Raw genomic sequence first — 26,178 nt, forward strand, 5'->3', positions numbered from 1 at the left:
AGAGTCTACCCATGCAGGTCTGGCCGGGACAGATGTATCCGCTGGGTGCCACCTATGACGGGGCGGGCACCAACTTCGCGGTGTTCTCCGAAGCCGCGAAGCGCATCGAACTGTGTCTGCTGCACGACGACGGTTCGGAGACCGCCGTCGAGCTGCGTGAGAGCGACGCCAATGTGCGGCACGCGTTTCTTCCGGGGGTGATGCCGGGGCAGCGTTACGGCTTCCGGGTGCACGGTCCGTACGAACCGGAACGGGGGCAGCGCTGCAACTCGGCGAAGCTGCTGCTCGATCCGTACGCACGGGCCATGAGCGGCCGGATCGACTGGGACGAGGCCGTCTACGGCTACCACTTCGGACGCCCCGAGGTCCGCAACGACCTGGACTCGGCGCCGCACACCATGGCGTCGGTCGTGGTCAACCCGTACTTCGACTGGGGTGACGACCGTCCGCCGCGCACCGCGTATCACGAGACGGTGCTCTACGAGGCCCATGTCAAGGGTCTGACGATGCGCCATCCGGAGCTCCCCGAGGAGCTGCGCGGCACCTATGCGGCGCTGGCGCATCCGGCGATCATCGACCATCTGACCAAGCTCGGGGTGACCGCGCTGGAGCTGATGCCGGTGCATCAGTTCGTCCAGGACCACCGGCTGGTGGACGCGGGGCTGACGAACTACTGGGGCTACAACACCATCGGATTCTTCGCCCCGCACAACGCCTACGCTTCCTGGGGCGACCGCGGGCAGCAGGTGCTGGAGTTCAAGACGGCGGTACGGGCGCTGCACCAGGCCGGTATCGAGGTGATTCTCGATGTCGTCTACAACCACACCGCCGAGGGCAGCCATCTGGGCCCGACGCTGTCGTTCCGGGGGCTGGACAACGCCTCGTACTACCGCCTGTCGGAGGACAAGCAGTACTACATGGACACCACGGGCACCGGGAATTCGCTGCTGATGCGCAGCCCCCATGTGCTGCAGCTGGTGATGGACTCGCTGCGCTACTGGGTGCAGGAGATGCGGGTGGACGGCTTCCGCTTCGATCTGGCGGCGACGCTGGCCCGGCAGTTCCACGAGGTGGACCGGCTGTCGTCGTTCTTCGATCTGGTGCACCAGGACCCGGTCGTCAGCCAGGTGAAGCTGATCGCCGAGCCGTGGGACGTCGGCGAGGGCGGCTATCAGGTGGGGAACTTCCCGCCGCTGTGGACCGAGTGGAACGGGAAGTACCGGGACACCGTGCGGGATCTGTGGCGGGGTGAACCGCGCACCCTGGCGGAGTTCGGGTCCCGGCTGACGGGTTCGTCGGACCTCTACCAGGAGGACGGGCGGCGGCCGCTGGCCTCGGTGAACTTCGTGACCTGCCATGACGGCTTCACGCTGCACGATCTGGTCGCGTACAACGAGAAGCACAACGAGGCCAACGGCGAGGACAACCGGGACGGTGAGCGCTTCAACCGGTCCTGGAACTGCGGCGCCGAGGGGCCGGCCGACGATCCCGGGGTGCGCCGGCTGCGGGCGCGGCAGATGCGCAACTTCCTCGCCACGCTGATGCTGTCGCAGGGCGTGCCGATGCTCAGCCACGGGGACGAGTTCGGGCGCAGCCAGGGCGGCAACAACAACGCCTACTGCCAGGACAACGAGCTGTCGTGGGTGCGCTGGCCGGAGCCCGTCCCCGCCGGGGGCGCGGGCGCACCGGCCGGGCCCGGCGCACCGGACGAGGCGGACGAGGCGGACGAGGCGGACGAGGCGTCGGTGGCGGACGAGGAGCAGTGGGCGCTGCTGGCGTTCGTCCGGCAGATGGTGTGGCTGCGGCGCGACCATCCGGTGTTCCGGCGCCGGCGGTTCTTCCAGGGGCACCCGATGGAGGGCGCCCACGACGAGCTGTCCGACATCGCGTGGTTCACGGCGGGCGGCGAGGAGATGGGGCCGCGCGACTGGCAGTCGGTGCATGCCAAGTCGCTGGCGGTGTTCCTCAACGGCAGCTCGATCTCCGAACCGGGTCCCCGGGGCGAACCGATCACCGACGACTCGTTCCTGCTGATGTTCAACGCCCATGACCAGGCGCAGGAGTTCAGGGTTCCGGAGCATCTCGGCCGGCAGTGGCAGATCGTGGTGGACACCGACCGGCCGCAGGCGGTGGCGGACGGCGGCGGCGCCAAGGTCAAGGCCGGCGACCGGCTGACGCTCATCGGCCGGAGTCTGCTGGTGCTGCAGCGGCCGGCGTAGTGGCGGCGGCCCGCCGGACCGGGGAGCCGAGGGCGATACCGAGGATCAGGACAGCGGCCCCGACGGCGACGGCGAAGGCGGCGGAGGGGCCGTGGGCCTCGGCGAGCCGGCCGGCGGCGGCCAGGGACAGCGCCTGGCCGCCGACCACCGCGCTGGTGAGGAACGCCATCGATTCGGCCAGCCGGCCGGCCGGCACCAGCCGTTCGGTGAGGCCGAAGAGCGTGATCAGATGCGGGGCAATGGCCACCCCGAGCACCACGACGACCGGATAGAGCGCCCCCAGGGTCCGTACGAACAGCAGCGGCACGGACAGCACGATCAGCGCGGCGGCGGCCGCCCGCCAGCGTGTCGGCAGTGCGATCCGGGCGGGGACCAGCGCCAGTGAGAGTCCGGCGACCGCGCTCATCACCCCCATCGCGGCGTAGACGAGTCCGGCCTGGGCGGGCTGGTGGAGGCGTTCGGTGAGCGCGGTGATGCCGGCCTGGCAGGCGCCGAAGAGAACGCCCTGCAGCGCCATCGAGGCGCGCATGCCGTGCACCGCACGGGGCATCCGGGGGCGGATCGGCCGGGCGCCGGGCGCCCCGGCACGGAGGTCGTCCGTCGTGGGGGCGGGCGGCCCGCCCGAGGGGGCGCTGGACCGCGGCGCCTCGCTCGTGGGCACCGGCGCCCCGGCCGCCGGGTGCGGCACCGCGGCCGCCGGGTGCGACAGCGCCGCCGTCGGGTGCGGCACCGCCGCCGTCGGATGCGGCACCGCCACCGTCGGATGCAGCACCGCCGCCGTCGGATGCAGCACCGCCGCCGTCGGATGCAGCGCGAAGGCCGAGCCGCAGACCGCGAGCAGCAGCGCGGCCAGAGCGAGCGCCACGGCCGGGTGGGCCACCGTGGCGGACAGTCCCACCAGCGCCGGGCCGAGCACGAACGACATCTCGTCCAGGGTGCCTTCGAAGGACAGCGCCGTATTGATCAGGCGCTCGTCGGCCCGTGCGCGGCGGGCGAGCGCCACGAGCCGGGTGCGGGCCAGCGGCCCGATCTGCGGTACGCCGGCACCGGCGAGCAGCCCGATCAGCGCGAGCGGCAGCGCCTCGGTCCGGGCGAGGGCGGCGGCCACCAGCGCGGCCACGGCGAACGCATCGAACCAGCAGGCGGCCAGCACCACCGGCCGCTGCCCGTGCCGGTCGGCGAGCCGGCCCAGCAGCGGCCCGCCCACCGTCTGACCCGCCGCCAGCGCACCGCCCACCAGACCCGCGGTGGCCAGCGAGCCGCTCGTCCGCGCCACCAGCAGCAGACTGCCGAGCTGGCACATGGCCGTGGGGAGCCTGCCGAGGAAGGAGATGACGGGCAGCATCGGCCCGCTCAGCGCGAGCACCCGGCGATAGGTGGCTATGGCAGCGATCATCGCCAGACGCTATCCGGGCACGGTCCGCGTACCCCACACACCGGACGTACGAAGGTCTACGGCCACACGCCCCGATCCCTTGGAGGAAGGGACGACACCAATGCCGGGCGGGATGACACAACGGGCCGTCAGCGGGGTACGGGTGTTCCCATGACGCAGCCACCGAGTACGTCGCCGACCGCCACCTACCGGCTGCAGCTCCAGCCGGACTTCCCGTTCGCCGCCGCCGAGCGGGCCGTCCCGCATCTGGCCGCGCTCGGGATCTCCCATCTGCATCTCTCGCCGGTGCTGGAGGCGGTGCCGGGGTCCCCCCACGGCTATGACGTGGTCGATCATGCGGCGGTACGGGCCGAGCTGGGCGGCGAGCCGGGGCTGCGGGCGCTGGCGGCGACGGCCCGGTCGCACGGCCTCGGGCTGGTCGTGGACTTCGTGCCGAACCATATGGCCGTGCCGCAGCCGGTGTCGCTGAACGGACCGCTGTGGCAGGTGCTGCGCGACGGCCCGTCCTCCCCGTACGCGCGGTGGTTCGACATCGACTGGGACGCCGGACACGGCGGCCGGCTGCTGCTGCCGGTGCTCGGCGGCCGGCTCGGCGACGAGGCGCGGCACTTCCGCGTCGAGGGCGAGGTGCTGCGCTATCAGGAGCACGCCTTCCCGCTGCGCCCCGGCACGGCGGGGCTGCCGCTGACGCGCCTCCTGGAGGCCCAGTGGTACCGCCTCGCCTGGTGGCGGCTGGCCCGCAGCGAGCTCAACTACCGCCGTTTCTTCACCATTTCGGAGCTGATCGCGGTCCGCGCCGAGGATCCCGAGGTCTTCGAGGCGACCCACGGCACGGTGCTGCGGCTGATCCGCGAGGGCGTCATCGACGGGCTGCGCATCGACCATCCGGACGGCCTGGTGGACCCGCGCGGCTATCTGGCCCGGCTGCACGAGGGGACCGGAGGCCGCTGGACGGTCGTCGAGAAGATCCTCACCGGCGACGAACAGCTCCCGCGGAGCTGGGCCTGTGCGGGCACCACGGGCTATGACGCCCTGCGGCACATCGACGGCCTGTTCGTCTGCCCGCAGGGTGCCGGACGGCTGTTCTCGCACTACCGGGACTTCGTCACCCCGCTCGCCGACGAGGGCGGCGACTGGGAGGAGACGGTGCGCCGGGCCGCGTACGAGGTCATCACGCACGATCTCTCGGCGGAGGTCGAGCGGCTGGTGCGGACCGCGGCCCGGATCAGCGCGCGCGTCCCCGAACCGGGCGACCATGCGCCGTGGGCGCTGCGCCACGCCATCCGTGAGCTGATGGTGCGGCTGCCGGTGTACCGCCCGTACGCCGCCGATACCGGGCAGGCCGAGCGGGATGCGGCGATGCTGGGCACGGCTGCGGCGGGGGCGCGTACCGCCTTCCGGGTGCCCGCGGAGGGGCGGGCGGTGGATCTGATCCACGATCTGGCGCTCGGCCGGCTGACGGACGACCCGGACCACGGCAGCGCGGACTGCGCAGACTTCGCTGCGCGGTTCGCGCAGACCGCGTCCGCGCTGCACGCCAAATCCGTGGAGGACACCGCCTTCTACCGCTATCCGGTGCTGCTGTCGGCCTGTGAGGTCGGCGGCGCCCCCGGGGAACCGGCGCTCCCGCCGGAGGCGTTCCATGCACACTGCGCCCGGGTGCAGCGGGACCGGCCGGCCGCCGGAACGGTGCTCTCCACGCACGACACCAAGCGCAGCGCCGACGTACGGGCCCGGATCGCGGTGCTGTCGGAGTGCCCTGACCGGTGGCGGGACGTCCTGGGCGCGATGGCCGACGGCGCGGTGTGCGAGGTCGGCGCCAGTGGCATGAACGGAGCCGGTCCGGCGGATCCGATGGTGTCGTGGCTGGCCTGGCAGACCGCGTTCGGCCTGGGGGCGCCCGGCGACGGAGCCGCGGCGGAACGAGTGGCGCCCGCGGTCCTCAAGGCCGTACGGGAGGCCGGACTGCGCACCTCGTGGACGGAGCGGAACGCGGGCTACGAGGAGGCGGTCGCGGAGTTCGTACGTAATGGACCGTGCGGTCCCACGGCTGCCCCGCTCGCCGCGCTGGACGGGGAACTCGCCCCGTTCATCCGCGCCAATGTGCTGGGCGCGGCGCTGCTGCACCTGACCATGCCGGGCGTTCCCGACCTCTATCAGGGCACCGAACGCGCCTATGCCGCACTCGTCGACCCGGACAACAGGGGGCCGGCCCACTTCCTCCCGGAGCTGCTGGCCGAGCTGGACGCCGGCAGCGCGCCGCGCGATCTGTCCGCCGAAAAGCTCCGGCTGACCGCCACGGCGCTGCGGCTGCGGCGCGATCATCCCCAGTGGTTCGGCGCCACGGCGTCGTACGAGCCGGTGTATGCGGAGGGCCCGGCGGCCGAGCACTGTGTGGCGTTCTGCCGCAGCGGCCGGGTGCTGACGGTGGTGACCCGTCTGTCGCTGCGGCTGGTGGAGACCGGCGGCTGGTGGGACACCCTGCTGCGGCTGCCGCCGGGCGGCTCCTGGCACGAGCGGCTGACCGGCCGCAAGCTGCCGGGCGGCACGGTGGTGGGGCTGAGCGAGCTGCTGGCGGCGTCACCGGTGGCGCTGTTCGTGGAGGAATGACGCAGCATCATTCACCCGCTTCACAGGACGCGTTCCCCGCCGCGCGCAGCAACTCGGTGAACTCCGCCGCCGCACCCACCGGTTCGACCCGTGAGAACACGGTGATGTCCCGGTGCCAGGGCGGATCGGTGGCCACGGACGCACAGTCCAGGCCCCGGAGTTCATGGGCCGCGGTCAGCAGCACACCGACGCCCGCCGAGGCCATCCGGACGGCGGTCGAGCTGTGCTGGGTGCGGACGGCGGTACGCGGGGTGAAGCCGGCCCGTGCGCACTCCAGGTCCAGCCAGCGCCGTCCGTCGACCACCGGCTCCAGACTGCAGCGCACCCACGGGCGGTCCGCCAGCTCCGCGAGACGTATCGTCTGCCGGGCGGCGAGCGGATCGCCGTGCGGTACGACCAGCACCATCCGTTCCTGACCCACGACGGTGACCGGTCCCGGCCAGTCCTTGGGGCGCGGCCCGAGCGCCATATCGGCGACGCCGCGGGCCATCTGGTCGGACAACTCCTCGGTCGTGGCGTACTCATGGAGCACCAGGCGCACGCCCGGATGCTCGCGGGCCCAGCGTGCGCAGACCTCCGGGAGGACCCCGATCGCCTGTGCATGCACCGTCGCGATATGCAGTTCGCCGCTCTCCGCGCCGCCCGCCGCGAGCGCGGCGCGGCGGGCCTGCCGGGCGCTGCGGACGGCGAGTTCGGCGTGCGGGAAGTAGGCCCGGCCCATCACGGTCAGCCGCACCCCGCGTGTCATCCGCTCCAGCAGCGGGCCGCCGACCTCCCGCTCCAGCGCCTTGATCTGGTGGGAGAGCGCGGACTGCGTGACGTGCAGCGCCTCGGCGGCGCGGGTGAAGGACTCCTGCTCGACGACCGCGACGAGGTACTCCATCTGCCGCAGACTCATGCCCGCCCCTCCCGGTGCACCTGGCCCACCTCATGAAGTCGCCCCATGAGGACTCTGCATCAACTCCATAGAAACATTGCCTTGGACTCATCGCTGCAGGTAGGCGGAGTCTGCTCACATGAGTCAGACAGACGCGAACACGACGGACGTCCTTGTCATCGGCGGCGGCACGGGCGGCTACAGCACCGCGCTGCGCGCCGCGTCCCTGGGCCTGCGGGTGGTGCTGGCCGAACGCAATCTGATCGGCGGCACCTGCCTGCACCGCGGCTGCATCCCCAGCAAGGCCATGCTGCACGCCGCCGAGCTGGTGGACGGGATCGCCGAGGCCCGCGAGCGGTGGGGCGTCAAAGCCACCGTCGACTCCCTCGACTGGCCGGCCCTGGTGGCCACCCGCGACACCATCGTCGCCCGCAACCACCAAGGTGTTGTGGGGAACCTGCGGACGGCGGGAGTGCAGGTCGTCCAGGGCACGGCGCGGCTGACCGGTCTCCGTACCGTCCACATCGAGGGCGCCGGGGAGTTCACCGCGCGGCGCGGCATCGTCCTTGCCACCGGGTCCCGGCCGCGCCTGCTGCCGGGGCTGACGGCCGATGGCCGTCGTGTCGTGACCAGCGACGACGCGCTGTTCGCCGCCGGACTCCCGGCATCCGTACTGGTCCTGGGCGGTGGTGCGATCGGCGTCGAGTACGCGTCCTTCCACCGCTCCATGGGGGCCGACGTCACGCTCGTCGAGGCGGCGGAGCGGCTGCTTCCGCTGGAGGACGAGGAGGTCGGCCGTCATCTGGCACGCGGACTCAAGAAGCGCGGTATCGCGGTCCGTACCGGCTCGACGCTGACCGGCACCGAGCTGCTGCCCGACGGCGTACGGGCCACCGTGCGCACCCCGAAGGGCGAGGAGCTGGCGGTCGAGGCCGAACGGCTGCTGATCGCGGTGGGGCGGGTCCCGGTGACGGACGGGCTGGACCTTGCGGCGGCCGGGCTGTCGGCGGACGAGCGGGGGTTCGTCGCACCGGTCGACCGGTCGCGGCTGGAGACCGCCGTGCCGGGGATCCATGTGGTCGGTGATCTGCTGCCGCCGCCGGCCCTGGGCCTCGCCCATGCCTCGTTCGCGGAGGGCCTGTTGGTGGCCGAGACGCTGGCGGGCCTTCCCGGACGTGCGGTGGACTACTCGACGGTGCCGCGGGTGACGTACTCCTCGCCACAGACCGCGTCGGTCGGTCTGACCGAGGCCGAGGCGCGCGCCCGCGGCCTGGAGATCAAGGTCAACACCATGCCGCTGGCCGCCACCGCCAAGGGCATGGTGCACGGTCAGGGCGGCATGGTGAAGGTGATCGCCGCCGCGGACGGGGCGGGCGGCGATGGGGGTCTCCCCTGCTCGAACGAAGTGGAGAGCTTGGGGAACACCGGCGCGGTGCTCGGCGTCCATCTCGTCGGGCCTCATGTCTCGGAGATGATCGCGGAGAGCCAGCTGATCGTCGCCTGGGAGGCCGAGCCGGCCGATGTCGCCGCGCACATCCATGCGCACCCGACGCTCTCGGAGGCGGTCGGCGAGGCATTTCTGACGCTGGCGGGACGGGGGCTGCATCAGCACTGAGCGGCCGCCCCGACCGGTTAATTCGGTTGCGATGCCGCATACGCCGGCGAACCATGGCCCCGTACGCCCGATTTTCCCCGAACCAGGAGCACGGAATGCGCGGATTCCTCGGAACTACTCATCGCCCCGACCGGACGACAGTTCTTGAGGAATCCACTCTCCATGCTTCCTTCGCACACCCTGAACATCGGGATTCTCGCCCACGTCGACGCGGGTAAGACCAGCCTCACCGAGCGACTGCTCTTCGACACCGGTGCCATCGACCGGCTCGGCAGCGTCGACGCCGGTGACACCCGGACGGACACCGACGAGCTGGAGCGGCAGCGCGGCATCACGATCCGCTCGGCCGTCGCCTCCTTCACCGTCGGCGGGGTCCAGGTCAATCTCCTCGACACCCCCGGGCACTCCGACTTCATCGCCGAGGTCGAGCGCGCCCTGGGGGTGCTCGACGGCGCCGTCCTGCTGCTGTCCGCGGTGGAGGGCGTCCAGGCCAGGACCCGGGTGCTGATGAAGACGCTGCGACGGCTGCGGCTGCCCACCCTGCTGTTCGTCAACAAGATCGACCGGGTCGGCGCCCGGGACGAGGCGCTGCTCGCGGACATCCGCCGGCTGCTGGCGCCGGTCGCCGTCCCGATGGCGTCCGTGACCGGCCTCGGCACCGCACAGGCCGACGCGGTGCCGTACGCCCTGGAGGACCCCCGGGTCCGCGAGCGGATCGCCGAAACGGTCGCCGAGGTGGACGAGTCGGTCCTGGCCCAGCTGGTGGGTCCCGCACCCGGAGCGCACGGCCGGGGCCATGGCGGCACGGAGCCGGACGGGCCGGAGCTGACCGCGGACCGGCTCCGCAAGGCGCTCGCCGCCCGGACCGCCGACGGCTCGCTGCACCCGGTGTACTTCGGCTCCGCACTCGGCGGTCAGGGCGTCGGCGCGCTCATCGACGGCATGGTCCGGCTGATCCCGCCGGCGCCGGCCGGCACGGGCACCGCTCCCCGGGGCACGGTCTTCGCCGTCCACCAGCCGCCGAACGGCGAGCGGACGGCCCATATCCGGCTCTACGAGGGCGAGTTGCGGCCACGCCGGCAGATCGAGCTGCACCGGCCCGGTGCGGACGGCACCGACGGGTCCCTGACCGGACGGATCACCGCTCTCGAAGTCGTCGGCCGGCCGGCCGGCGACGGCGGGCCGCTCACCCCGGGCAATATCGGGGTGGTCCGCGGGCTGCCCGGCATCCGGACCGGCGACCGTCTCGGGCCGGCCACCGATGACCCCGCGGACAGCGCCCTGTTCCCCTCCCCCACCCTCGAAACCCTGGTCCGGGCGCGCCGTCCGGCGCACGCCGCCGCGCTGCGCGCCGCGCTGCTGACGCTCGCCGACCAGGACCCGCTGCTGCGGGCGCGCCCCGCGCCGGACGGGGCGACCTCGGTGCTGCTGCACGGCGAGGTGCAGAAGGAGATCATTGCGGCCACCTTGTGCCAGGAGCACGGCATCGAGGCCGAGTTCGCGCCCAGCCGGGTGGTGTGTGTCGAGCGGCCGTGCGGGGTCGGCGAGGCCTGCGAGGAGATCGCCAGGCACGGCCACACCGGGCCCTGGGCCACGGTCGGCCTCCGCGTCGAGCCGGGCGCCCGGGGCTCCGGCCCGGTCTTCACGTACGAGACCGAACTGGGCGCCCTGCCGCACGGATTCCACCAGGCGATCGAGGAGACCGTGCTGGCGACCCTGCGGCGCGGACCGCACGGGCTGGCGGTGACGGACTGCCGGGTGGTGCTGACCCGTTCCGGCTTCGTCGGCCCGCTCAGCACCGCCGGGGATTTCCGTACGGTCACCCCCGTCGTACTGCGGCGGGCGCTGCACCGGGCCGGCACCCGGGTCCACGAGCCCTACCACGCCTTCGAGGCCGAGGTCCCGCTCGCCGCGCTGGCGCCGGTGACCGCCCGCCTCGCGGCGCTGGGCGCCGCCTTCGCCGAGACCACCGCAGGGCAGCACTCCTGGCTGGTCAGCGGTTTCCTGCCGGCCCGTCATGTACCCGAATTCCAGGGGCTGTTGCCCGGTCTGACGCATGGAGAAGGGCTGTGGACGTCCCGTCCCTCGGGGGACCGGCCGGTGCGGGATGCCGGGCGGGAGCCGGTGCCGGAGGACGGTGCGGCGTCGCCGTCGCCACGGGGCGGGTCCGTATGAGGACCGCCCGCTCAGCGCTCCGTCAGGACGTAATCCACCCGGCCGAAGGTGATGTGGTCGCCGGGGCCGACCGGCACCTCGCCCACCACACGGCGGCCGTTGACGCAGGTGCCGTTGGTGGAGCCGAGGTCGCGGAGCAGCCATCCCTTGCTCGCGCTGCGGAGTTCGGCGTGGGCGCGGGAGACCGTCTCGTGGTTGAGCCGCAGGCCCATGCCGGGTGCCCGTCCTATGCGCAGCGGGAGCGGACCTGGCTCCGGCAGCAGCAGCTTCGGCAGCCGCTCCATACGCCATGCGCGGCGCACCCTGAGGTGGAACGCCGACACCCGGCCCACCATCCGCAGCATGACTCCCTGGACCTTGCCGCGAGCCGCCAAGTCGGCCGTGACCAGGTCGAGTTCGGACTGCTGCTGGGCGGTGAGGACGAGTTCCAGGCGCCGCAGGAAGGTGTCCTGGGAGAGCCGTCCCTGCGCCGCACCGTCGCGCAGCAGGTCGAGGGCGCGTTCCCGGTCGGCGTCCGACGGGCGCGCCGGACGCGCGGGGAACTCGAGCGAAGTCATACCGCGATTCTCCGGCCACCGCGAGCCGCTGTCCAGGCAAGGTAGGTGCGCGGGACGGTGCGGGTGAGCCCGCGGGCGCGCCGGAACGGCTCACCGGGATGGCGTGAAGCCGGCCCGTATCGCCGCGCCGGGCTGTCGGGCGGCGCGGCAGCATGCTTTCTTCGTCAGGTACCGGGACCGAACGAAGGAGGACGGCCGTGCTGTTCGAGGTGTGGGCACCGAAGGCCGGGCGGGTCGCTCTCCAGTGGGCGGGTGAGCGGGCCGGTGAGCCGGACGTCCCGCTGGAGCCCGCTGCCGGACACCCGGGCCGGTGGCGTACCGAGGCACCGGCCGTCGACGGGGACCGGTACGGCTTCCGGCTCGACGGCGGGCCGCCGCTGCCCGATCCGCGCGCCGTGCGGCTGCCGGAGGGCCCAGGGGGCCCCGGTGCGGTCGTCGAGCACGACCGGTTCGGGTGGCGGCATCCATGGCCCGGCCGCCCACTGCCCGGCGCGGCCCTCTACGAGCTGCACATCGGGACGTACACCCCCGAGGGCACCTTCGACGCCGCGGCCGCGCGGCTGCGGCACCTCGCCGACCTGGGCATCACCCATGTCTCCCTGATGCCGGTCTGCCCGTTCCCCGGCAGCCACGGGTGGGGCTACGACGGGGTCGCGCCCTGGGCGGTGCACGAACCGTACGGGGGGCCGGACGGGCTCAAGCGGTTCGTGGACGCGGCGCACGGCCACGGGCTGGGGGTCGTGCTCGATGTGGTGCACAACCACCTCGGCCCGTCCGGCAACCATCTCCCGGAGTTCGGGCCGTACTTCACCGACACCCACCACACGCCGTGGGGCGCGGCGGTCAACCTTGACGCCCCCGGCAGCGACGAGGTGCGCGGCTATCTCCTCGACTGCGCGCTCTCCTGGCTGCGTGACTACCGGCTCGACGGGCTGCGGCTGGACGCCGTCCACGCACTGCACGACGACGGCACCCCGCACTTCCTGGCCGCATTGTCCGCCGCCGTCGACGCGCTGGCCGGGCAGCTGGGGCGCCCGCTGTTCCTGGTCGCCGAGTCCGACCTCAACGATCCGCGCACCACCGCACCCCGGACGGACGGCGGGCACGGTCTGCACGCGCAGTGGAACGACGACTTCCATCACGCCCTGCACACCGCGCTCACCGGCGAATCCCAGGGCTACTACGCCGACTTCGCGCGCGCCCCGCTCGCCGCTCTCGCAAAGACGCTGACCGGCGGCTTCTTCCACGACGGGAGCTATTCCAGCTTCCGCGGCGAGACGCACGGCGCGCCCCTCGACCTGCGGGTGACGCCCGCCTACCGGCTGCTCGCCTACGCCCAGACGCACGATCAGATCGGCAACCGCGCGCTCGGCGACCGGCTCGCTGCCGGTCTCTCCCCGGGGCTGCTCGCCTGCGCCGCCACGCTGGTGCTGTGCGCGCCGTTCACACCGATGCTGTTCATGGGCGAGGAGTGGGGGGCCACCACCCCGTGGCAGTACTTCACCGCTCACACGGATCCGGAACTGGCCGAGGCGGTACGCGCCGGGCGGCGTCGCGAGTTCGCCGCGCACGAGTGGGCCGGTGACGCCGGCGACTGGCCGGATCCGCAGGACCCGGCGACCCGCGACCGCTGCGTGCTGGACTGGGGCGAACCCGCCGTGGAGCCGCACACCGCGCTGCTGGCCTGGCACCGTACGCTGCTGGCGCTGCGCCATGAGCTGCCGCCGTTGACGGACCCGGATCCGCGCCACACCGGCGTCCGCTACGACGAGGAGGCCCGCTGGCTGCTGCTGCGGCGCGGGCCGCTACGGGTGGCGGTCAATCTCGCGCGGGACACCACGGCCGCCATTCCGGTCGGCGGCGACGGCGCGGACGGGGACGGCGGCGGTGAGGGCGGCGGGGCCGGGCTGCAGGCCCTGGCGGGCTGGCCCGCGGCCCGGCTTCCCGGGGCGGACGGCGTGCTGCGGCTGCCGCCGGAATCGGCGGTGGTGCTCGGGCCGTAGGGCGGGGCTGCCGCGGGGCCTCAGTGCGAGAACTCCGAGATGAACGCCGCGCAGAAGGCCTCCAGATCGGCCGGCTTCCGGCTGGTGATCAGGGTGTTCGGTCCGCTGGTGCAGATCTTGACCTGTTCGTCGACCCAGGTGGCGCCCGCGTTGCGGAGGTCGGTCCGCAGGCTCGGCCAGGAGGTCAGCGTGCGGCCGCGCACCACATCGGCCTCGATGAGCGTCCACGGTGCGTGGCAGATGGCCGCCACCGGCTTCCCGGCGTCGAAGAACGCCTTGACGAACGCGACGGCCCGCTCGTCCAGACGCAGTGCGTCCGGGTTGGCCACCCCGCCCGGCAGCACCAGTCCGTCGAAGTCCGCCACGGTTGCCTCGTCCACCGTCAGATCGACGGGGAAGGTGTCCGCCTTGTCGAGGTGGTGGAACGCCTGCACCTTTCCCGCGCGGGTGGAGACCAGCGTCGGGCCGCCGCTCGCGTCGGTCACCGCCTGCCACGGCCGGGTCAGCTCGACCTCTTCGATGCCCTCGGTGGCCACCAGAAATGCCGTCTGCATAGTGCGCTCACGTCCCTTCATCGGGTCGAGAAGTGAGGAAGAGCCCCACTCCCACACCTCTCGACCATAACGGGCCGAAGCGCTTTCGTTCATCCGCAGAACCCGGCCCCGTGGACCGGCCGGAACAGCGCACTCGCAGCCGCCGCAGGGCCCACGGCCCACCGCCTGTCCCGCTCGCCCGATCGTCCACTCCATCGACAGGTGGTGGACACTGTGTCCATGCCCCTGCATCTCTCCGACCTGCTGGCCCGGCCCGATCTCCGGCTGTCGGTCACCTACGACGTGCCGCCGCAGCAGCTGGCCCGCACCATCGAAGCGGCGACGGTCTCGGATCTGCCGACGCCGGGCAAGTGGCTGCAGGGCGGCGAACTCCTCATGACCATCGGCCTGTTGCTGCCGATGGAGCCGGCCGCCTGCCGGGCGTACGTCCGGGACGCGGCCGAGGGCGGGGCGGCCTGTCTGGCGCTCGGGCTGGGGCAGGGACTGCCGTACCAGGAGGCGCCGGAGCCGCTGGTGAGGGCGGCCGAGGAGGCCGGCCTGCCGCTGCTGACGGTGCCGGACGAGGTGCCGTTCATCGCCGTCACCAAGGCGGTCTTCGACGCACGGGCCGACGAACAGCGCGAGCTGCTGCACCGGGCGTTCGCGACCCAGCGCCGGCTGACGGCCGCGGCGACCGGCGACGGGCTGCGGCCGATGCTGTCGGAGTGGACGGCCGCCACCGGCGTGGGCGCTGCGGTGCTCGACCCGCTCGGGCGGCTGCTCGCCACGAGCGAGCGCGAGCGGCGGACCCTGCCGGCGCAGGCGCACGATCTGCTCGAACGGGTTGCCGCGCGCGGACTGCGCGGCAGCGCGTCCAGCACGGCCGCGGGGCAGCAGCTGGAGGTGCAGCCGCTGGGCGCGCGGCGGCTGCGCGGGCTGCTGCTGCTCACCGGCCGGCCGGACGACGCCGCCCGTTCGGTCGTACCCGGCCTGGTCTCGCTGCTCTCCCTGGAGCTGGAGCGCCGCCATCTCCGCGATGAGCCCGAGCGCCGCCGCCGGTCGGCGCTGCTGTCGGAGCTGCTGGCCGACGAGGATCCGTCCGCCGACCGGGCCCGGGACATGCTGCACTCGGTCGGACTGACGGCCGAGCGGGTGCGGGGGGTCGTGGTGGAGGCGGCAGGTGCCCCGGGGGGCCGTACGACAGCCGGTCCCTCGGAATCCGGGGCCGGGGCGGCGGACGGCGCCGCGCAGGAGATGGCCGCCGATCTGGCGCTGGCGATGCCCGGCGGCCTGGTCAGGGTCGTGGACGGGGCGCCGGGCGCGGTCATCGAGGCGGTGGTGGGCGAGGAGCTGGACATCCACGAAGTGCTCGCCCGCTTCGCCCCGCGCTGCCCGGCCGGCATCGGCCCGGCCACCGCTCCCGAAGCGGTACGGGTGTCCCTGCGCCAGGCGGCCGGACTGCTCGCCGTCAGCCGGTCGGGCGGCGAGCCCGCGGAGGCCCGGCAGAGCCAGGCCAGCCGGCTGCTGCTCGACCTGGGCGACCGCAGCACGCTGCACGGGTACGCCGACACCGTGCTCGGCCCGCTCGATCTCGCGGACAACGGCGAGGAGCTGATCGCCACCCTCGCGGCCTGGCTGGAGACCGGCGGCGCCTGGGACGCCACCAGCCGGCACCTCGGCGTCCACCGGCACACCGTACGCAACCGCCTCGACAAGGCCATGGACCTCACCGGCCGCCGCCTCGACGACCCCGACGACCGCTTCGACCTCTGGCTGGCCACCCGCATCCGCCGCGGCGGCGCTCCCGCCACCGGCCCCGGCGGCCGGCCGGCTCCCCCACCGCCAGGCCGGTGACATGACGCCCTGCCTGCCGGGCCGCCCTTCACTCTCTCCCCAGCACCGTCTTTACTTCGATGGTGACCTACGAGATCCGCACCCTCACGCCCGGCGCCGCCGGCCCCGCCCCCACGCCCGCGTCCGCTCCCGGTTCCCCGCGCGGCGGCGGGCGCGGCACCTTGGTGGCCGTCAGCGATCTGCACGTCCGCTACCGGGAGAACCGCGACATCGTCGAGGGGTTAAGACCGGAGTCCGACGAGGACTGGCTGCTGGTCGCCGGCGACGTCGGCGAATGCGTCTCCGACATCCGCTGGGCGCTCACCCTGCTCAGCAGCCGGTTCGCCAAGGTGGTCTGGGTGCCCGGCAATCACGAGCTGTGGACGCCGGACCACGACCCGGTGCAGCTGCGCGGCGTGGCGCGCTATGAGCATCTGGTGGAGATCTGCCGGGAGTTGGGCGTCCTCACCCCCGAGGACCCCTATCCCGTCTGGGAGGGCGCCGGCGGCCCGGCCGTCATCGCACCGCTCTTCCTCCTCTACGACTACACCTTCCGGCAGCCGGGGGCGGCGTCCAAGGAAGAGGCGCTCGCCCGGGCCGAGAAGGCCGGAGTGGTGTGCACCGACGAGCACTTCCTGCACCCGGACCCGTACCCGTCGCGGGAGGCGTGGTGCCGGGCACGGGTGGCCGCCACCGAGGCCAGACTCGCCGCCCTGCCGGAGGAGTTGCCCACGGTGCTCGTCAACCACTGGCCGGTCGTGCGCGAGCCGACCCGGCCCCTGTGGTACCCGGATTTCGCGCTGTGGTGCGGTACGGAGGCGACCGCCGACTGGCCGCACCGGTTCCGTGCCGCCGCGGTGGTCTACGGCCATCTCCACATCCCGCGGCTGCTGATCTGCGACGGCGTACCCCACCAGGAGGTCTCGCTCGGCTATCCCCGGGAGTGGCAGCGCCGCGCCTCCGCACCCGGCCGCCCGGTGCAGATCCTGCCCGCGCCGGCCACCGTCGCCGCCGGAACCACGGGGACCCCCGCATGATCGACAAGCTGCTGCCGGCCCCCGTCGTCACCGCCGAGGCCTTCCACGACGCCCCGGTGTCCGAGATGTTTCCCGAGGAGTGGGCGCTGGTCTCCGACGCCGTGCCCCAGCGCCAGAAGGAGTTCGGCACCGTACGCGGCTGCGCCCGCAGCGCCCTGGCCGAACTGGGCATCGCCCCCGCGCCCCTGCTCCCCGGCCCCGGCCGGGAGCCGCAGTGGCCGCCGGGCATCGTCGGCGCCATGACGCACTGCGCCGGCTACCGCGCCGCCGCCGTGGCCCGCTCGGCCGACGTACGGACGGTCGGCCTGGACGCCGAACCCCACCTGCCCGTGAACGACCCCGGCGTGGTCGACCTCATCACCCTCCCCGAGGAGCGCGCCCAGCTGCGCCGACTGGCCGCCGCACAGCCCGACATCTGCTGGGACCGCCTGCTGTTCAGCGCAAAGGAGTCCGTCTACAAGGCGTGGTACCCCCTCACCCACCGCTGGCTCGACTTCGAGGAGGCCCTCCTCACCCTCGACCCGTCGAACGCCACCTTCACCGCCCGCCTCCTCGTCCCGGGACCCGTGGTCGACGGCACGGAACTCACCGAATTCAGCGGCCGGTGGCTCGTGGGGGCGGGGTTGGTGGTGACGGGGATCGTGGTGAGGCGGTGAGGCGTGAGAGGGGTGCGGCGGGTCCTCACCCCTGAACAGCGCGCGCGGCCGGACCGTCCGGAAGATGCCCTTCCCTCTCTCCGTCAACACATCACCCGTAGTGGCCGAAAGTGGAGGAACAAACTGCGGCGAGACGGACGGGAACCCCACGAGAACAGTGCCATTGACCTCGCAGTAGAGCAACTTCCGGACATTCTCCAGCAGGATGCGACAACGGCACCCGGGACAGCTAGCGTTGGCGGAAATCCGTGGGTGCAAGGGGGGAAACATGGATCCGGTCACTGCTGCCGCAGCCGCCGCGGTCGCGCTGGTGGTCAAGGGTGCGTTGGAGTCTGCCGGCCAGGAAGCCGGCCGCTCCGGATGGAGCGGCGGCGCGAGGCTGATCGAGCGGGTGCGTGCCCGCTTCCGGGGCGACGGCGAGGCGGTGGACGCACTCGACCGGGTGGAGCAGAGCCCGGATGACACCGCGGCACAGGAACAGTTGCAGCGCCTGCTGCTGGCCCACATGCTCCGTGACCGCGACTTCGAGTCCGATATCCGCCGACAGGTCGATGAGGCGGTGGCGGCCCACGGCGGCACGGCACAGGTGAACGCGGCCCTGATCAAGAACGCCCAGGTATTCAACGAAAAGGTCGAGATCCAGGGCGACTGGAACATCTCCTGAAGCCATCCGGGCCGGCACGAAAGTTCGACTTCATGAGTGAGGAAGCACCGGCGGGCGACGCTCCGCACGGCGCCGGGACGGGCGACACCTCAGACCCCGCACACGACCGCGCACCCTCCGCGCCCGAACGGCACGACGAGGAGAGCGACGGCCCGGTCAGCGAATCGCAGGCGCTGCATTCCCTGGTGAACGGCGGAGGCCATGACGATACCGAGCGCTCCGAGGCGGTGCGTGCGGGCGCCATCGCCGACCTCATCGCCGAGCGCCTCAACGCCGACGCCGCCGGAACCCGGATCGGCACGCTGGCTCTCTTCAATGATTCCGTCAGTTTCGGTGGCGGCTTCGTCACCGGGGGCCGCAGCGGAGCCCGGGCGTCGGGCGGACCCGCCACGATCGCCCTCGATGACGCCGAACTCTCCGAATACACCGAGCTGTACATCCATCCCGACTCGTACGACGAAGCGCTGGACCTCCTGCGCGAACGCCACCTTCTGGTCTTGACCGGGCCGCCGGGCAGCGGTCGCGAAGCAGCCGCCGTGAATCTCCTCGCGGAGGCGATGGCCATCAGCGGCACGAGCGGCGGTGCTTGTCACCGCGTCCTCGACCCGACGATGATCGCCGCACCTGGCTGGGAGCCGCCTGCCAAGAACAGCGGCTTCCTCGCCGTTCTCGACGACGGCCCGGCGGGCTCCGAAGCGTTCGGGCCGGCCACTCTCCGCGGACTGGCCGCAGCCGTGGCCGGGCTCCGGGCCGCACGGAGTCATCTGGTGCTGGTCGGCGGTCATGAACTCGCCGTCGCCGCCTCCGGCACCGATGGGGTGGCCTGGCATCACCTGTCCGGTGTCGACCCGGTGGCTCTGGTGAAACGCCGGGTACTCGGGCACGGCCCCGAGCCCGGGAAGGAAGAAGAGCTGCACGCCCTGCTCGACACGACCGGTGCGACAACCGCCCTGCGCGAGCGCCCCTCTGCCCGGCACGCCGCCCGGCTGGCCTCGGTCATCACGGCTGAGGGAGATCTGATGGCCGAGGTCGCCGCATTGCGGGACCCGAGCGACCAGGTACACGCATGGTTCAGCCTCCACCATGAGCCGGAGGCCATCGGATTCGCCCTGGCCGCAGCCGTGCTGGAGGACAGCAGCTACCTCACGGTCTCGGATGCCGCCATGGCGCTGCGCAACGCCCTCGCCCCCGCCGGCGACGCGCCACCGGATGTCCGCTTTCGCGACCGCCTCGGATATGAACAGCCCTGGATCGAGCTGACCTTCACGGGGCGGAGTGCGCCGGCGGGACCTCCGCGCGTACGGTTCCGCAGCTCACTGCTGCGGCAGGTGGTGCTCGCCTACGCCTGGACGACCCTCGACGGGCGCCGTGAGGCCGTACTCGCCTGGCTGCGCCGCCTACTCACCCATGCCGACCTCGAGGTGCGGGCGCGGGCCGCTGTCGCTGCCGGCGTACTGGCCTGGGCCGATCACGACTACGCAGTGCACCGCTTCCTGAAGAGCTGGGCGGGCAGCACCTCTTGGCCGGTACGGCAGGCCGCGGCGACCGCACTCGGCCTGGCCGGCAGCAGGCCGGAAGCGGCCGAGCCGGTCTGGAACCTGCTGCATGCCTGGGCGCGCGGGGGGTCCTCCGCGTACGAACGCAGGCTGGCCGGCACGGCGGCCAATGCCGTCGCCGGCCTGCTCGGCAGGGCCACACCCGAGCGCGCACTGGACGTGCTGCACGACGCCCTCGACCGCAAGGACGACTGGGGCACCCTCACGCCCGTCGCATGGGGTGGTGTGCACCTTCTCCACCAAGGCCGGGCCGGTCATGTGCTGGAGGCGTACCTCGACTGGTCCGCCCCGCAAGATCTCTCGCCCATGGTGGTCAAGACACTGTCGGCGTTCGTCTTCGCGGCCTCCCACCCGTACGAGGAGACCGCACGGAACGCCACCGGGACCGTGGACGGCGCCGTGGCCGGGGTGCCCCTGCTGCTCAGCCTGCTGCCCGCCCAACGCACGCGGCTCGCTGAGCTGTGGGCGCGGGCGCTGGCCCGCAAACCGGTCCAGGACACGGCCCTTGAGGCGCTCCACAGGTGGATCGACGACTACGCCGACCGCTGCCCCGGTTCCCTGGACGAGATCCGTGACCTGCTGGTGGACATCTCACACCGGCCCGGCAAGCACCGTGAACGGCTCCTGTGGTGGCTGGAGAAGTGGGCGAACGACCGGGAGCGGCCCTCTCGCCACGCCGCGGCTCTGCGCCGCGCCGTGGAACGGGCGGCGTGACCGATCGCGGGCGCAGATCGCAGGGGGCCCTCGATCACGTACAGGGCGACCCGCACAACGCAGCGGAGGAGAACGGTGGAGGAGCTGACCTACGACCCCGTGCTGGACAGCCAGACGGTGCCCCGGTGGCGCTTGTTGAATCCGCTGCGGCCGCCCGCCCCGGGGAGGGCACTGGTGCTGGTACCGGACAGCGGTGTCGCGCTGACGGTGCGTCCCGGCGAGGAAATTCCCGATGCCCGCTTCGGCACCTACCAGAGCGTCTTCACGGTGGACCTGACCGAGCACCGGCTCATCCTGGACATCGCGCTGCTCAGCAGGGATGCCACGTTCTCCTTCCGCAGCCGGGTGGACGTGGTGTGCCGGGTCGCCGACCCCGCCGAGGTCGTGGCACGCGGCATCCGGGACATGAGCGGCGCGCTGTACGGCCACCTCCGCAGGGTGCTGCGCCGGGTATCGCGTGAGTACGACATCGGGGAGTTCCACGAGGCGGAGGAGGCACTGAACCGTGCGGTCCGCGACTTCACCGGTGATTCCGCCGTACGGCTGCGCAACACGCATGTCGAACTGCTGGTGGACGAGGACGAGATCGCTGCCAGCGGCCGTGAGTTCCGTGACGTCGTACGGGAGACCCGGCTGGACGGGATGCGCCGCACGCGCCACCTGGACATGATCCGGGACGATGGCGTCGAAGGAATCATCGCCGAGATCATGGAAAGGGAAGGGCCGCGCGCCGCACTCGCCTGGATCGAGAAGGGCGAGACCGAGAAGCGGGAGGCACGTCTCCAAGCCATGCGGATGGTGCTGGAGCGCGGTGACGCCCACCGCGAACCCTTCGAGCAGACCGAGCTCGAGCGGGCCGTGGTCGAGGACGTGCTCGGCGACGGTGAGGGACCGTTCGGCGGAGTGCGCCGCGGGCGGCTCAGGGGAGCCCTCGCCGCCGGCACGAGGTCCGAGCGCCCGGAGCCCGAACGGCGCGAGGAGGATGAGTCCCCGAGCCGCGGCGCCCTGCGCGGCGAGGTGGTACCACCGCGTCGTGACACCGCGCCCCCGGAGGACGAACCGGTCCCCCCGCGACACACCGCGCACGAGTCCGCCGCCCCGCCCTCGTCCGGTTCGGCGCCCTCGGACTCGGCACCGACGGAGCGCGTGAGCCGGGTGCGTGGCACCGCCAAGCGACCGGGCGGCGGCACCGGCAGGGGCGGGGGTGAACGACGATGACGACACCCAGGAGCATGGCAGGGCCTCCGCCACGTCCCGCGGACGGTTCCGTGGGCGCAGCCTCACCGTCACCGGATGATGCCGGGCCGCCACGCGACTCCGTGCAGGAGAACCGGCCGGCGCCACCGCAGATGATGTGGCACCACGGGACGACGGGTCTTCAGTCGCTCGTCGTGTGGACCGAGCGTGTTCCCGGACGCGGCGAAGATGCCGAACCCTTCGTCGCCCATCACTTCGGGACGCAGCAGGGCATGCTCGCGGTCTTCGACGGATCCGGTGGCGCGGGCTCCTCGCCCGCGTGGCAGGCGCCGGACGGAGAGACCCGGACCGGCGCATGGGTCGGTTCGCGAGTGGCCCGGCTGGCTGCCGACTGCTGGTTCCACGATGTCGTCGAGCGCGGTCAGGCGGATACGCCCGAACAACTCACCCAGTACCTCAAGTACTTCCTGTCCAAGGCACCGCAGCGGCGCAGCAAGATCGTGGGGACGATGCGTCGCCGACTGCCCACCACACTCGCGGCCGTGCAGTACCAGATGCACGAGGACCGGTCCATCGAGTGGCAGGCGCTCTGGGCCGGAGACTCCCGCGCCTACACTCTGCAGCCCGGCGCCGGGCTACGCGTACTCACGCGCGACCATACCCACGAGAGCGACGCGCTCGAACTGCTGCGCTCGGATCCGCCGATGACCAACTCCATCTGCGCGGACCGGGAATTCGTGGTGGAGGTCCAGCGCATGTCGTTCCAGCTTCCCTGTGTGTTTCTGGCGGCCACCGACGGCTTCTTCGGATACGTCCATACACCGGCAGAGTTCGAGTACGTACTGCTCAGCACCCTGATGCAGGCGAACAACGAGCACGAATGGGCCGACCTGATCCGTCGTGAGGTACAGGGCTACACCGCGGACGACGCCTCCATGGCCCTGATCGCACTCGGCTATCAAGACGTGACACACCTCCGCGATGCCTTTGCGGACCGGTATGTCGCCGTGCGCGAACGCTACGCACGCGGGAGGCCCCAGGGCACCGATCAGACGGAGAGAATCCGCGGCTGGCAGGACGAGACCTGGCGCACCTACCGCGCCGCCTACGAGACGTTCCTTCCACCGCTGCCGGAGGAGCAGGCATGAAGAACGGGGATGTGATCGCGGGCTACCGCATCATCAGCGAGCCGACCAATGCCAATGGCGGCAAGTGTATGTGGGCCTTCGCGGAGAAGGACGGCCAGCAGTTCTTTTTGAAGCGCTTCCTGGAGCCCAAACGGCCTCGCGAGGGCTCCACGGCGAGCGCGGCCAGCCGGCGTATCCGCCTGGAGGTGTGCGAGGAGTTCGAGAACCGGCACCGCACCATCATGAAGCGGCTGCGCCCCGATGCCCGGGGCGGCGGCAATCTCGTCCTCGCCAAGGACTTCTTCCACGAGGGCAGCACGTACTACAAGGTCACCGAGCGGATCGACACCTCTACGCTGGAGAAGCCGCAGGCACTGGAGCCCCGCCAGAAAGCGGTGCTGCTCAAGACCCTGGGGATGAGCCTGCAGCAACTGCACGACATCGATGTGGTGCACGGTGATCTCAAGCCGCTGAACGTGCTGGTGCAGAAGCGGGAGGGCGTGGCCTTCCACACGGCGAAGCTGATCGACTTCGATGACGCCTATGTGTCCCGTATTCCGCCGGGGCCCCAGGACATCGCCGGGGACTCCCTCTACGGCGCACCGGAGTGGCGGAACTACGTACAGGAGGAAGGAGCCGTCCGGCCCGAGCACCTCACGACGGCGGTGGACATCTTCGCTCTCGGGCTGATGACGCACTACTACCTGACGGGTGCGACACCCGGGCACGCCGAGCAGTACGGCTCCCCGGCGGACGCGGTCAACGCGGGCGACGAGCTGACGATCGACACGCGCCTGTCGGATTCCATGCGCGGTCTGATCCGGGCCATGACGACACGGGAACCGGGGCGCCGGCCCCGGATGGCCACCTATCTGAAAGCGCTCAAGGACCCTCAGGTCTGTGCACTCCAGCACCGGCGGCCCGGTACCTCGGGACCGATGGATCCGAAGCCGGCAAGTACGGGCGCCGCGACAACGAGCACGGAACCGGACGATGCGGCACCACGCACCAGCCGCATCCGCGCCAACCTCACGGGCGGCAGGAGCTCGCGTCCCACCACCGGCGCGCCCGGGCCCGCTCCGGCAGCCGCTTCCGGCCCCGAACCCACGGCGGCTCCGACGCCGCCGAAGGAGCCCGAGTCCCCCGCGCGAAGGACGTCCAGGGTGCGGATCAACCTGGGCGATCGCCGCAAGCCGTAACGCCAGTCCAAGGAGGCACCACATGAACGCGAACGTCGAGCAGTATCAGGGGAACCTTCAGTACGCGGTCGACATCGTGCTGTGCATCGATGCGACCGCCAGCATGTTCCCCGTCCTCGACTCGGTGAAGTCCAGTTCGCTGCAGTTCCATGACCGTCTCCATGACGTCATGGCGAAAAAGGGCAAGGCGATCAGTCAGCTCAGGCTGAAGGTCATCGCCTTCCGTGACTTCGGCGACGATCCGTCCAATGCCATCGAGCAGACGGACTTCCTCCAGTTGCCCGCGCAGTCCGACGCCTTCGAGGCCTTCGTCCGGGGAATCGATGCCGCAGGCGGCGGCGACATCCCGGAGTCCGGCCTCGAAGCACTGGCTCTCGCCATCAACTCGCCCTGGGAGAGGGGGCTCGACCGAAGGCGGCACGTGGTCGTGATGTTCACCGACGCGCCTGCCCACCCGCTGGGCACGGCCGGTGCCTCGGCGCAGTCGTACCCCTCCTCGATTCCGCGCAGCATGGACGAACTCTTCGAGCAGTGGGGCTATGCGCGCAGCCAGAGCGCGGTGATGGAGCAGTCGGCGAAGCGGCTGGTGCTCTTCGCGCCCGAGAGCAGCCCGTGGTCGGACCCCATCGCCGAGGAGTGGGACCTGACGCTGCACTTCGAGTCCAAGGCGGGTGAAGGACTTGAGGAATTCGAGATGGACGAGATCATCGAGACCATTGCGAACAGCCTGTGAACCTGGAGCTGCCGGGTTTTGAGCTGAGCGTAGCCGAAGGAATTCTCAAATTCAGCTGGCGGGGCTTCGCCTGGCTGGAGGTATTCATCGACCGCTGTGTCGCGGTGAGGTTCAGGCCGCGCGGGCAGGACGGCAGCCAACAGCTCGTATTCCAGCTCCGGCGGGAAAATCAGGAATCCGGTGGCACCGTCGTGGCATTGGCAGATGTCCCGCCCGAATTGGCCGCGCGGGCACAGCAGTTCGTGGCGGCTCTCGAGCGCGAGTACGGGATCAGGAACGTGACATCGGAGGAGGCGGAAGAGGAGCCGCTGACCCGAGTCCCCTCCGCCGGCCAGGACTGGCTCGTCTCCCCTGCGGGTGCTCCTGCAGAGGAGCTCTACGCCGAGGTGTTCCACCGGATCGAAGCAGAACCGGCGTCCTAGGCGCCGGGGGAAGGGAGAGGGGTGTCGGGGGCGAACTGGCGGTGTACGGCATGCGATACGTACAACGATCCCGATCTGAAGGCGTGCGAGGCCTGCGAGACAGAGCGAGGCGTTGCGCCGGCGGCCAAGCGGCCGGGAGCCGCCCGGCCGTCGGCCGATTGGCAATGCCGTCAATGCGACACGAACAACGACCGAAGCGATCTGTCCTGCATCGTGTGCGGGACAGGATGGAAGGCGGCGAAGAAGGCCGCGCCCAAGCGGCCGTCGGCCAAGAAGACGGCCACCAAGAAGACCACCGCCAAGCCGTCCGGCACGGGGTCTGCCGGTGCCCGGAAGAGCACGTCGACGTCCCGGCCGAGGAGCGGTACGGACACCCCCCGTACGTCGCCACCCCGCAAGAGCACCAGCACCGGCGGACGGAGCGCCCCGCCCCGGGCTGCAGGAGGAGAAGTCTTCTACCCGTCGGCGGCAGCGCACGGCTACACCCCCACCGCCCCGGCTCCCCCACCCGGTATGGCGCCACCGCCCGTCCCGCCGCCTCCGCCCTGGACCACCGCGCCTGGCTACCGGCCACCCGTTTACAAGGCTCCGAAGTCCCGGGGCAAGGGCACGGGGTGCGTCTTGGGAGTCCTGCTCCTCATCGCCTTTCCCCTACTGAGCAAGGCTTGCGACGCGCTCTCCAGCGGTATGAGCGGGCCCGGAGCGTCATCCGCCAAGAGCGGTCCTCCCTCGTGCCCCGAGCGGATCGCTTCGGTGCTGCCGGGTGGTGACGGCGCCGCATTGGTGAAGGCGTTCCGCACGAAGAACAAATCGATCATTCTCTGCCGCACCGAGGACGACAAGCTCTTCTACTACGGAGAGTTCAGTGATCACCGGGAGCGCGGAATCGCCATGCCCGCGAAAAAGACGCCGGATGGATACGAGGCACACAACGACCCGTACCGCTACCGCATCCACGACGGAGTCGTGACGATCTACCAGTCGGGCCGACGCATCGGCCAGGAGAAGCTCACGCCCGTGTCGTCACCCTCTTAGGCCGCCGGCCGAAGTGGGCC

At 71.8% G+C, this 26,178-nt stretch carries 20 protein-coding genes; 16 read left to right on the top strand and 4 right to left on the bottom strand.

What is annotated here, in order from left to right; translation table 11 throughout:
* Window positions 1-11 precede the first annotated feature (11 nt).
* Window positions 12-2,219 carry a glycogen debranching protein GlgX gene (gene glgX, locus ACWGI6_RS15945; RefSeq protein WP_453268053.1) on the top strand — a complete coding sequence of 736 codons (2,208 nt, stop codon included), beginning with the start codon at window positions 12-14 and terminating at the stop codon, window positions 2,217-2,219.
* On the opposite strand, the gene ACWGI6_RS15950 is transcribed toward glgX, so the two are convergent.
* Window positions 2,179-3,615 (bottom strand): MFS transporter, encoded by a 1,437-nt coding sequence (locus tag ACWGI6_RS15950; RefSeq protein WP_453268054.1) that lies wholly within the window; start codon window positions 3,613-3,615, stop codon window positions 2,179-2,181. The two genes, glgX and ACWGI6_RS15950, sit on opposite strands and share 41 nt — an antisense overlap.
* Before the next feature lie 150 nt (window positions 3,616-3,765).
* Between ACWGI6_RS15950 and treY the strand changes: the two genes are divergently transcribed.
* Window positions 3,766-6,225 carry a malto-oligosyltrehalose synthase gene (gene treY / locus ACWGI6_RS15955; protein ID WP_453268055.1) on the top strand — a complete coding sequence of 820 codons (2,460 nt, stop codon included), beginning with the start codon at window positions 3,766-3,768 and terminating at the stop codon, window positions 6,223-6,225.
* A 7-nt stretch (window positions 6,226-6,232) separates the two neighbouring features.
* On the opposite strand, the gene ACWGI6_RS15960 is transcribed toward treY, so the two are convergent.
* Window positions 6,233-7,123, bottom strand: coding sequence for a LysR family transcriptional regulator (locus ACWGI6_RS15960; RefSeq protein ID WP_453268056.1), 891 nt, complete (start codon window positions 7,121-7,123; stop codon window positions 6,233-6,235).
* A gap of 118 nt (window positions 7,124-7,241) precedes the next feature.
* On the opposite strand from ACWGI6_RS15960, the gene ACWGI6_RS15965 reads away from it, so the two are divergent.
* A complete protein-coding gene (locus ACWGI6_RS15965; RefSeq protein ID WP_453268057.1) occupies window positions 7,242-8,717 on the top strand; it encodes a dihydrolipoyl dehydrogenase family protein in 1,476 nt (491 codons plus the stop codon).
* 162 nt (window positions 8,718-8,879) lie between these two features.
* The gene (otr(A), locus tag ACWGI6_RS15970) at window positions 8,880-10,892 is read left to right on the top strand and encodes a tetracycline resistance ribosomal protection protein Otr(A) (RefSeq protein WP_453268058.1); all 2,013 of its coding nucleotides are present in this window, start codon (window positions 8,880-8,882) and stop codon (window positions 10,890-10,892) included.
* Between the two features lie 11 nt (window positions 10,893-10,903).
* On the opposite strand, the gene ACWGI6_RS15975 is transcribed toward otr(A), so the two are convergent.
* Window positions 10,904-11,449 carry an FHA domain-containing protein gene (locus ACWGI6_RS15975; RefSeq protein WP_393903731.1) on the bottom strand — a complete coding sequence of 182 codons (546 nt, stop codon included), beginning with the start codon at window positions 11,447-11,449 and terminating at the stop codon, window positions 10,904-10,906.
* Window positions 11,450-11,646: 197 nt separating this feature from the next.
* On the opposite strand from ACWGI6_RS15975, the gene treZ reads away from it, so the two are divergent.
* Window positions 11,647-13,452 (top strand): malto-oligosyltrehalose trehalohydrolase, encoded by a 1,806-nt coding sequence (gene treZ, locus ACWGI6_RS15980; protein WP_453268059.1) that lies wholly within the window; start codon window positions 11,647-11,649, stop codon window positions 13,450-13,452.
* 20 nt (window positions 13,453-13,472) lie between these two features.
* Here treZ and ACWGI6_RS15985 read toward each other — a convergent pair whose 3' ends face one another.
* Window positions 13,473-14,006: a type 1 glutamine amidotransferase domain-containing protein gene (locus ACWGI6_RS15985; protein WP_453268060.1), complete on the bottom strand. Its 534-nt coding sequence runs from the start codon at window positions 14,004-14,006 to the stop codon at window positions 13,473-13,475.
* Between the two features lie 219 nt (window positions 14,007-14,225).
* Here ACWGI6_RS15985 and ACWGI6_RS15990 point away from each other — a divergent pair, with 219 nt between their 5' ends.
* From ACWGI6_RS15990 to ACWGI6_RS16040, 11 genes are all read left to right on the top strand, one after another.
* Window positions 14,226-15,839, top strand: coding sequence for a PucR family transcriptional regulator (locus tag ACWGI6_RS15990; protein ID WP_453268061.1), 1,614 nt, complete (start codon window positions 14,226-14,228; stop codon window positions 15,837-15,839).
* A 62-nt stretch (window positions 15,840-15,901) separates the two neighbouring features.
* Window positions 15,902-16,855: a metallophosphoesterase family protein gene (locus tag ACWGI6_RS15995; protein ID WP_453268083.1), complete on the top strand. Its 954-nt coding sequence runs from the start codon at window positions 15,902-15,904 to the stop codon at window positions 16,853-16,855.
* Entirely contained in the window at window positions 16,852-17,511 is a 660-nt protein-coding gene (locus tag ACWGI6_RS16000) for a 4'-phosphopantetheinyl transferase family protein (protein WP_453268062.1), read from the top strand. The genes ACWGI6_RS15995 and ACWGI6_RS16000 overlap by 4 nt, the downstream gene beginning before the upstream one ends.
* Window positions 17,512-17,779: 268 nt before the next feature.
* A complete protein-coding gene (locus ACWGI6_RS16005) occupies window positions 17,780-18,175 on the top strand; it encodes a hypothetical protein (RefSeq protein WP_453268063.1) in 396 nt (131 codons plus the stop codon).
* A gap of 32 nt (window positions 18,176-18,207) precedes the next feature.
* Entirely contained in the window at window positions 18,208-20,445 is a 2,238-nt protein-coding gene (locus tag ACWGI6_RS16010) for a hypothetical protein (protein ID WP_453268064.1), read from the top strand.
* A 75-nt stretch (window positions 20,446-20,520) separates the two neighbouring features.
* On the top strand, window positions 20,521-21,663 hold the full coding sequence (locus ACWGI6_RS16015) for a hypothetical protein (protein WP_453268065.1): 1,143 nt from the start codon (window positions 20,521-20,523) through the stop codon (window positions 21,661-21,663).
* 173 nt (window positions 21,664-21,836) lie between these two features.
* Window positions 21,837-22,790, top strand: a complete 954-nt coding sequence (locus ACWGI6_RS16020; RefSeq protein WP_453268066.1) for a PP2C family protein-serine/threonine phosphatase — start codon at window positions 21,837-21,839, stop codon at window positions 22,788-22,790.
* A complete protein-coding gene (locus tag ACWGI6_RS16025) occupies window positions 22,787-23,968 on the top strand; it encodes a protein kinase domain-containing protein (RefSeq protein WP_453268067.1) in 1,182 nt (393 codons plus the stop codon). Before ACWGI6_RS16020 ends, ACWGI6_RS16025 begins: the two co-directional genes overlap by 4 nt.
* Before the next feature lie 22 nt (window positions 23,969-23,990).
* Window positions 23,991-24,701 (top strand): vWA domain-containing protein, encoded by a 711-nt coding sequence (locus ACWGI6_RS16030; RefSeq protein WP_393903722.1) that lies wholly within the window; start codon window positions 23,991-23,993, stop codon window positions 24,699-24,701.
* Entirely contained in the window at window positions 24,698-25,123 is a 426-nt protein-coding gene (locus ACWGI6_RS16035; protein ID WP_453268068.1) for a hypothetical protein, read from the top strand. The genes ACWGI6_RS16030 and ACWGI6_RS16035 overlap by 4 nt, the downstream gene beginning before the upstream one ends.
* Before the next feature lie 621 nt (window positions 25,124-25,744).
* A complete protein-coding gene (locus tag ACWGI6_RS16040; RefSeq protein WP_453268069.1) occupies window positions 25,745-26,158 on the top strand; it encodes a hypothetical protein in 414 nt (137 codons plus the stop codon).
* Window positions 26,159-26,178 lie beyond the last annotated feature (20 nt).

It is taken from the genome of Streptomyces sp. NPDC054786, assembly GCF_053611685.1.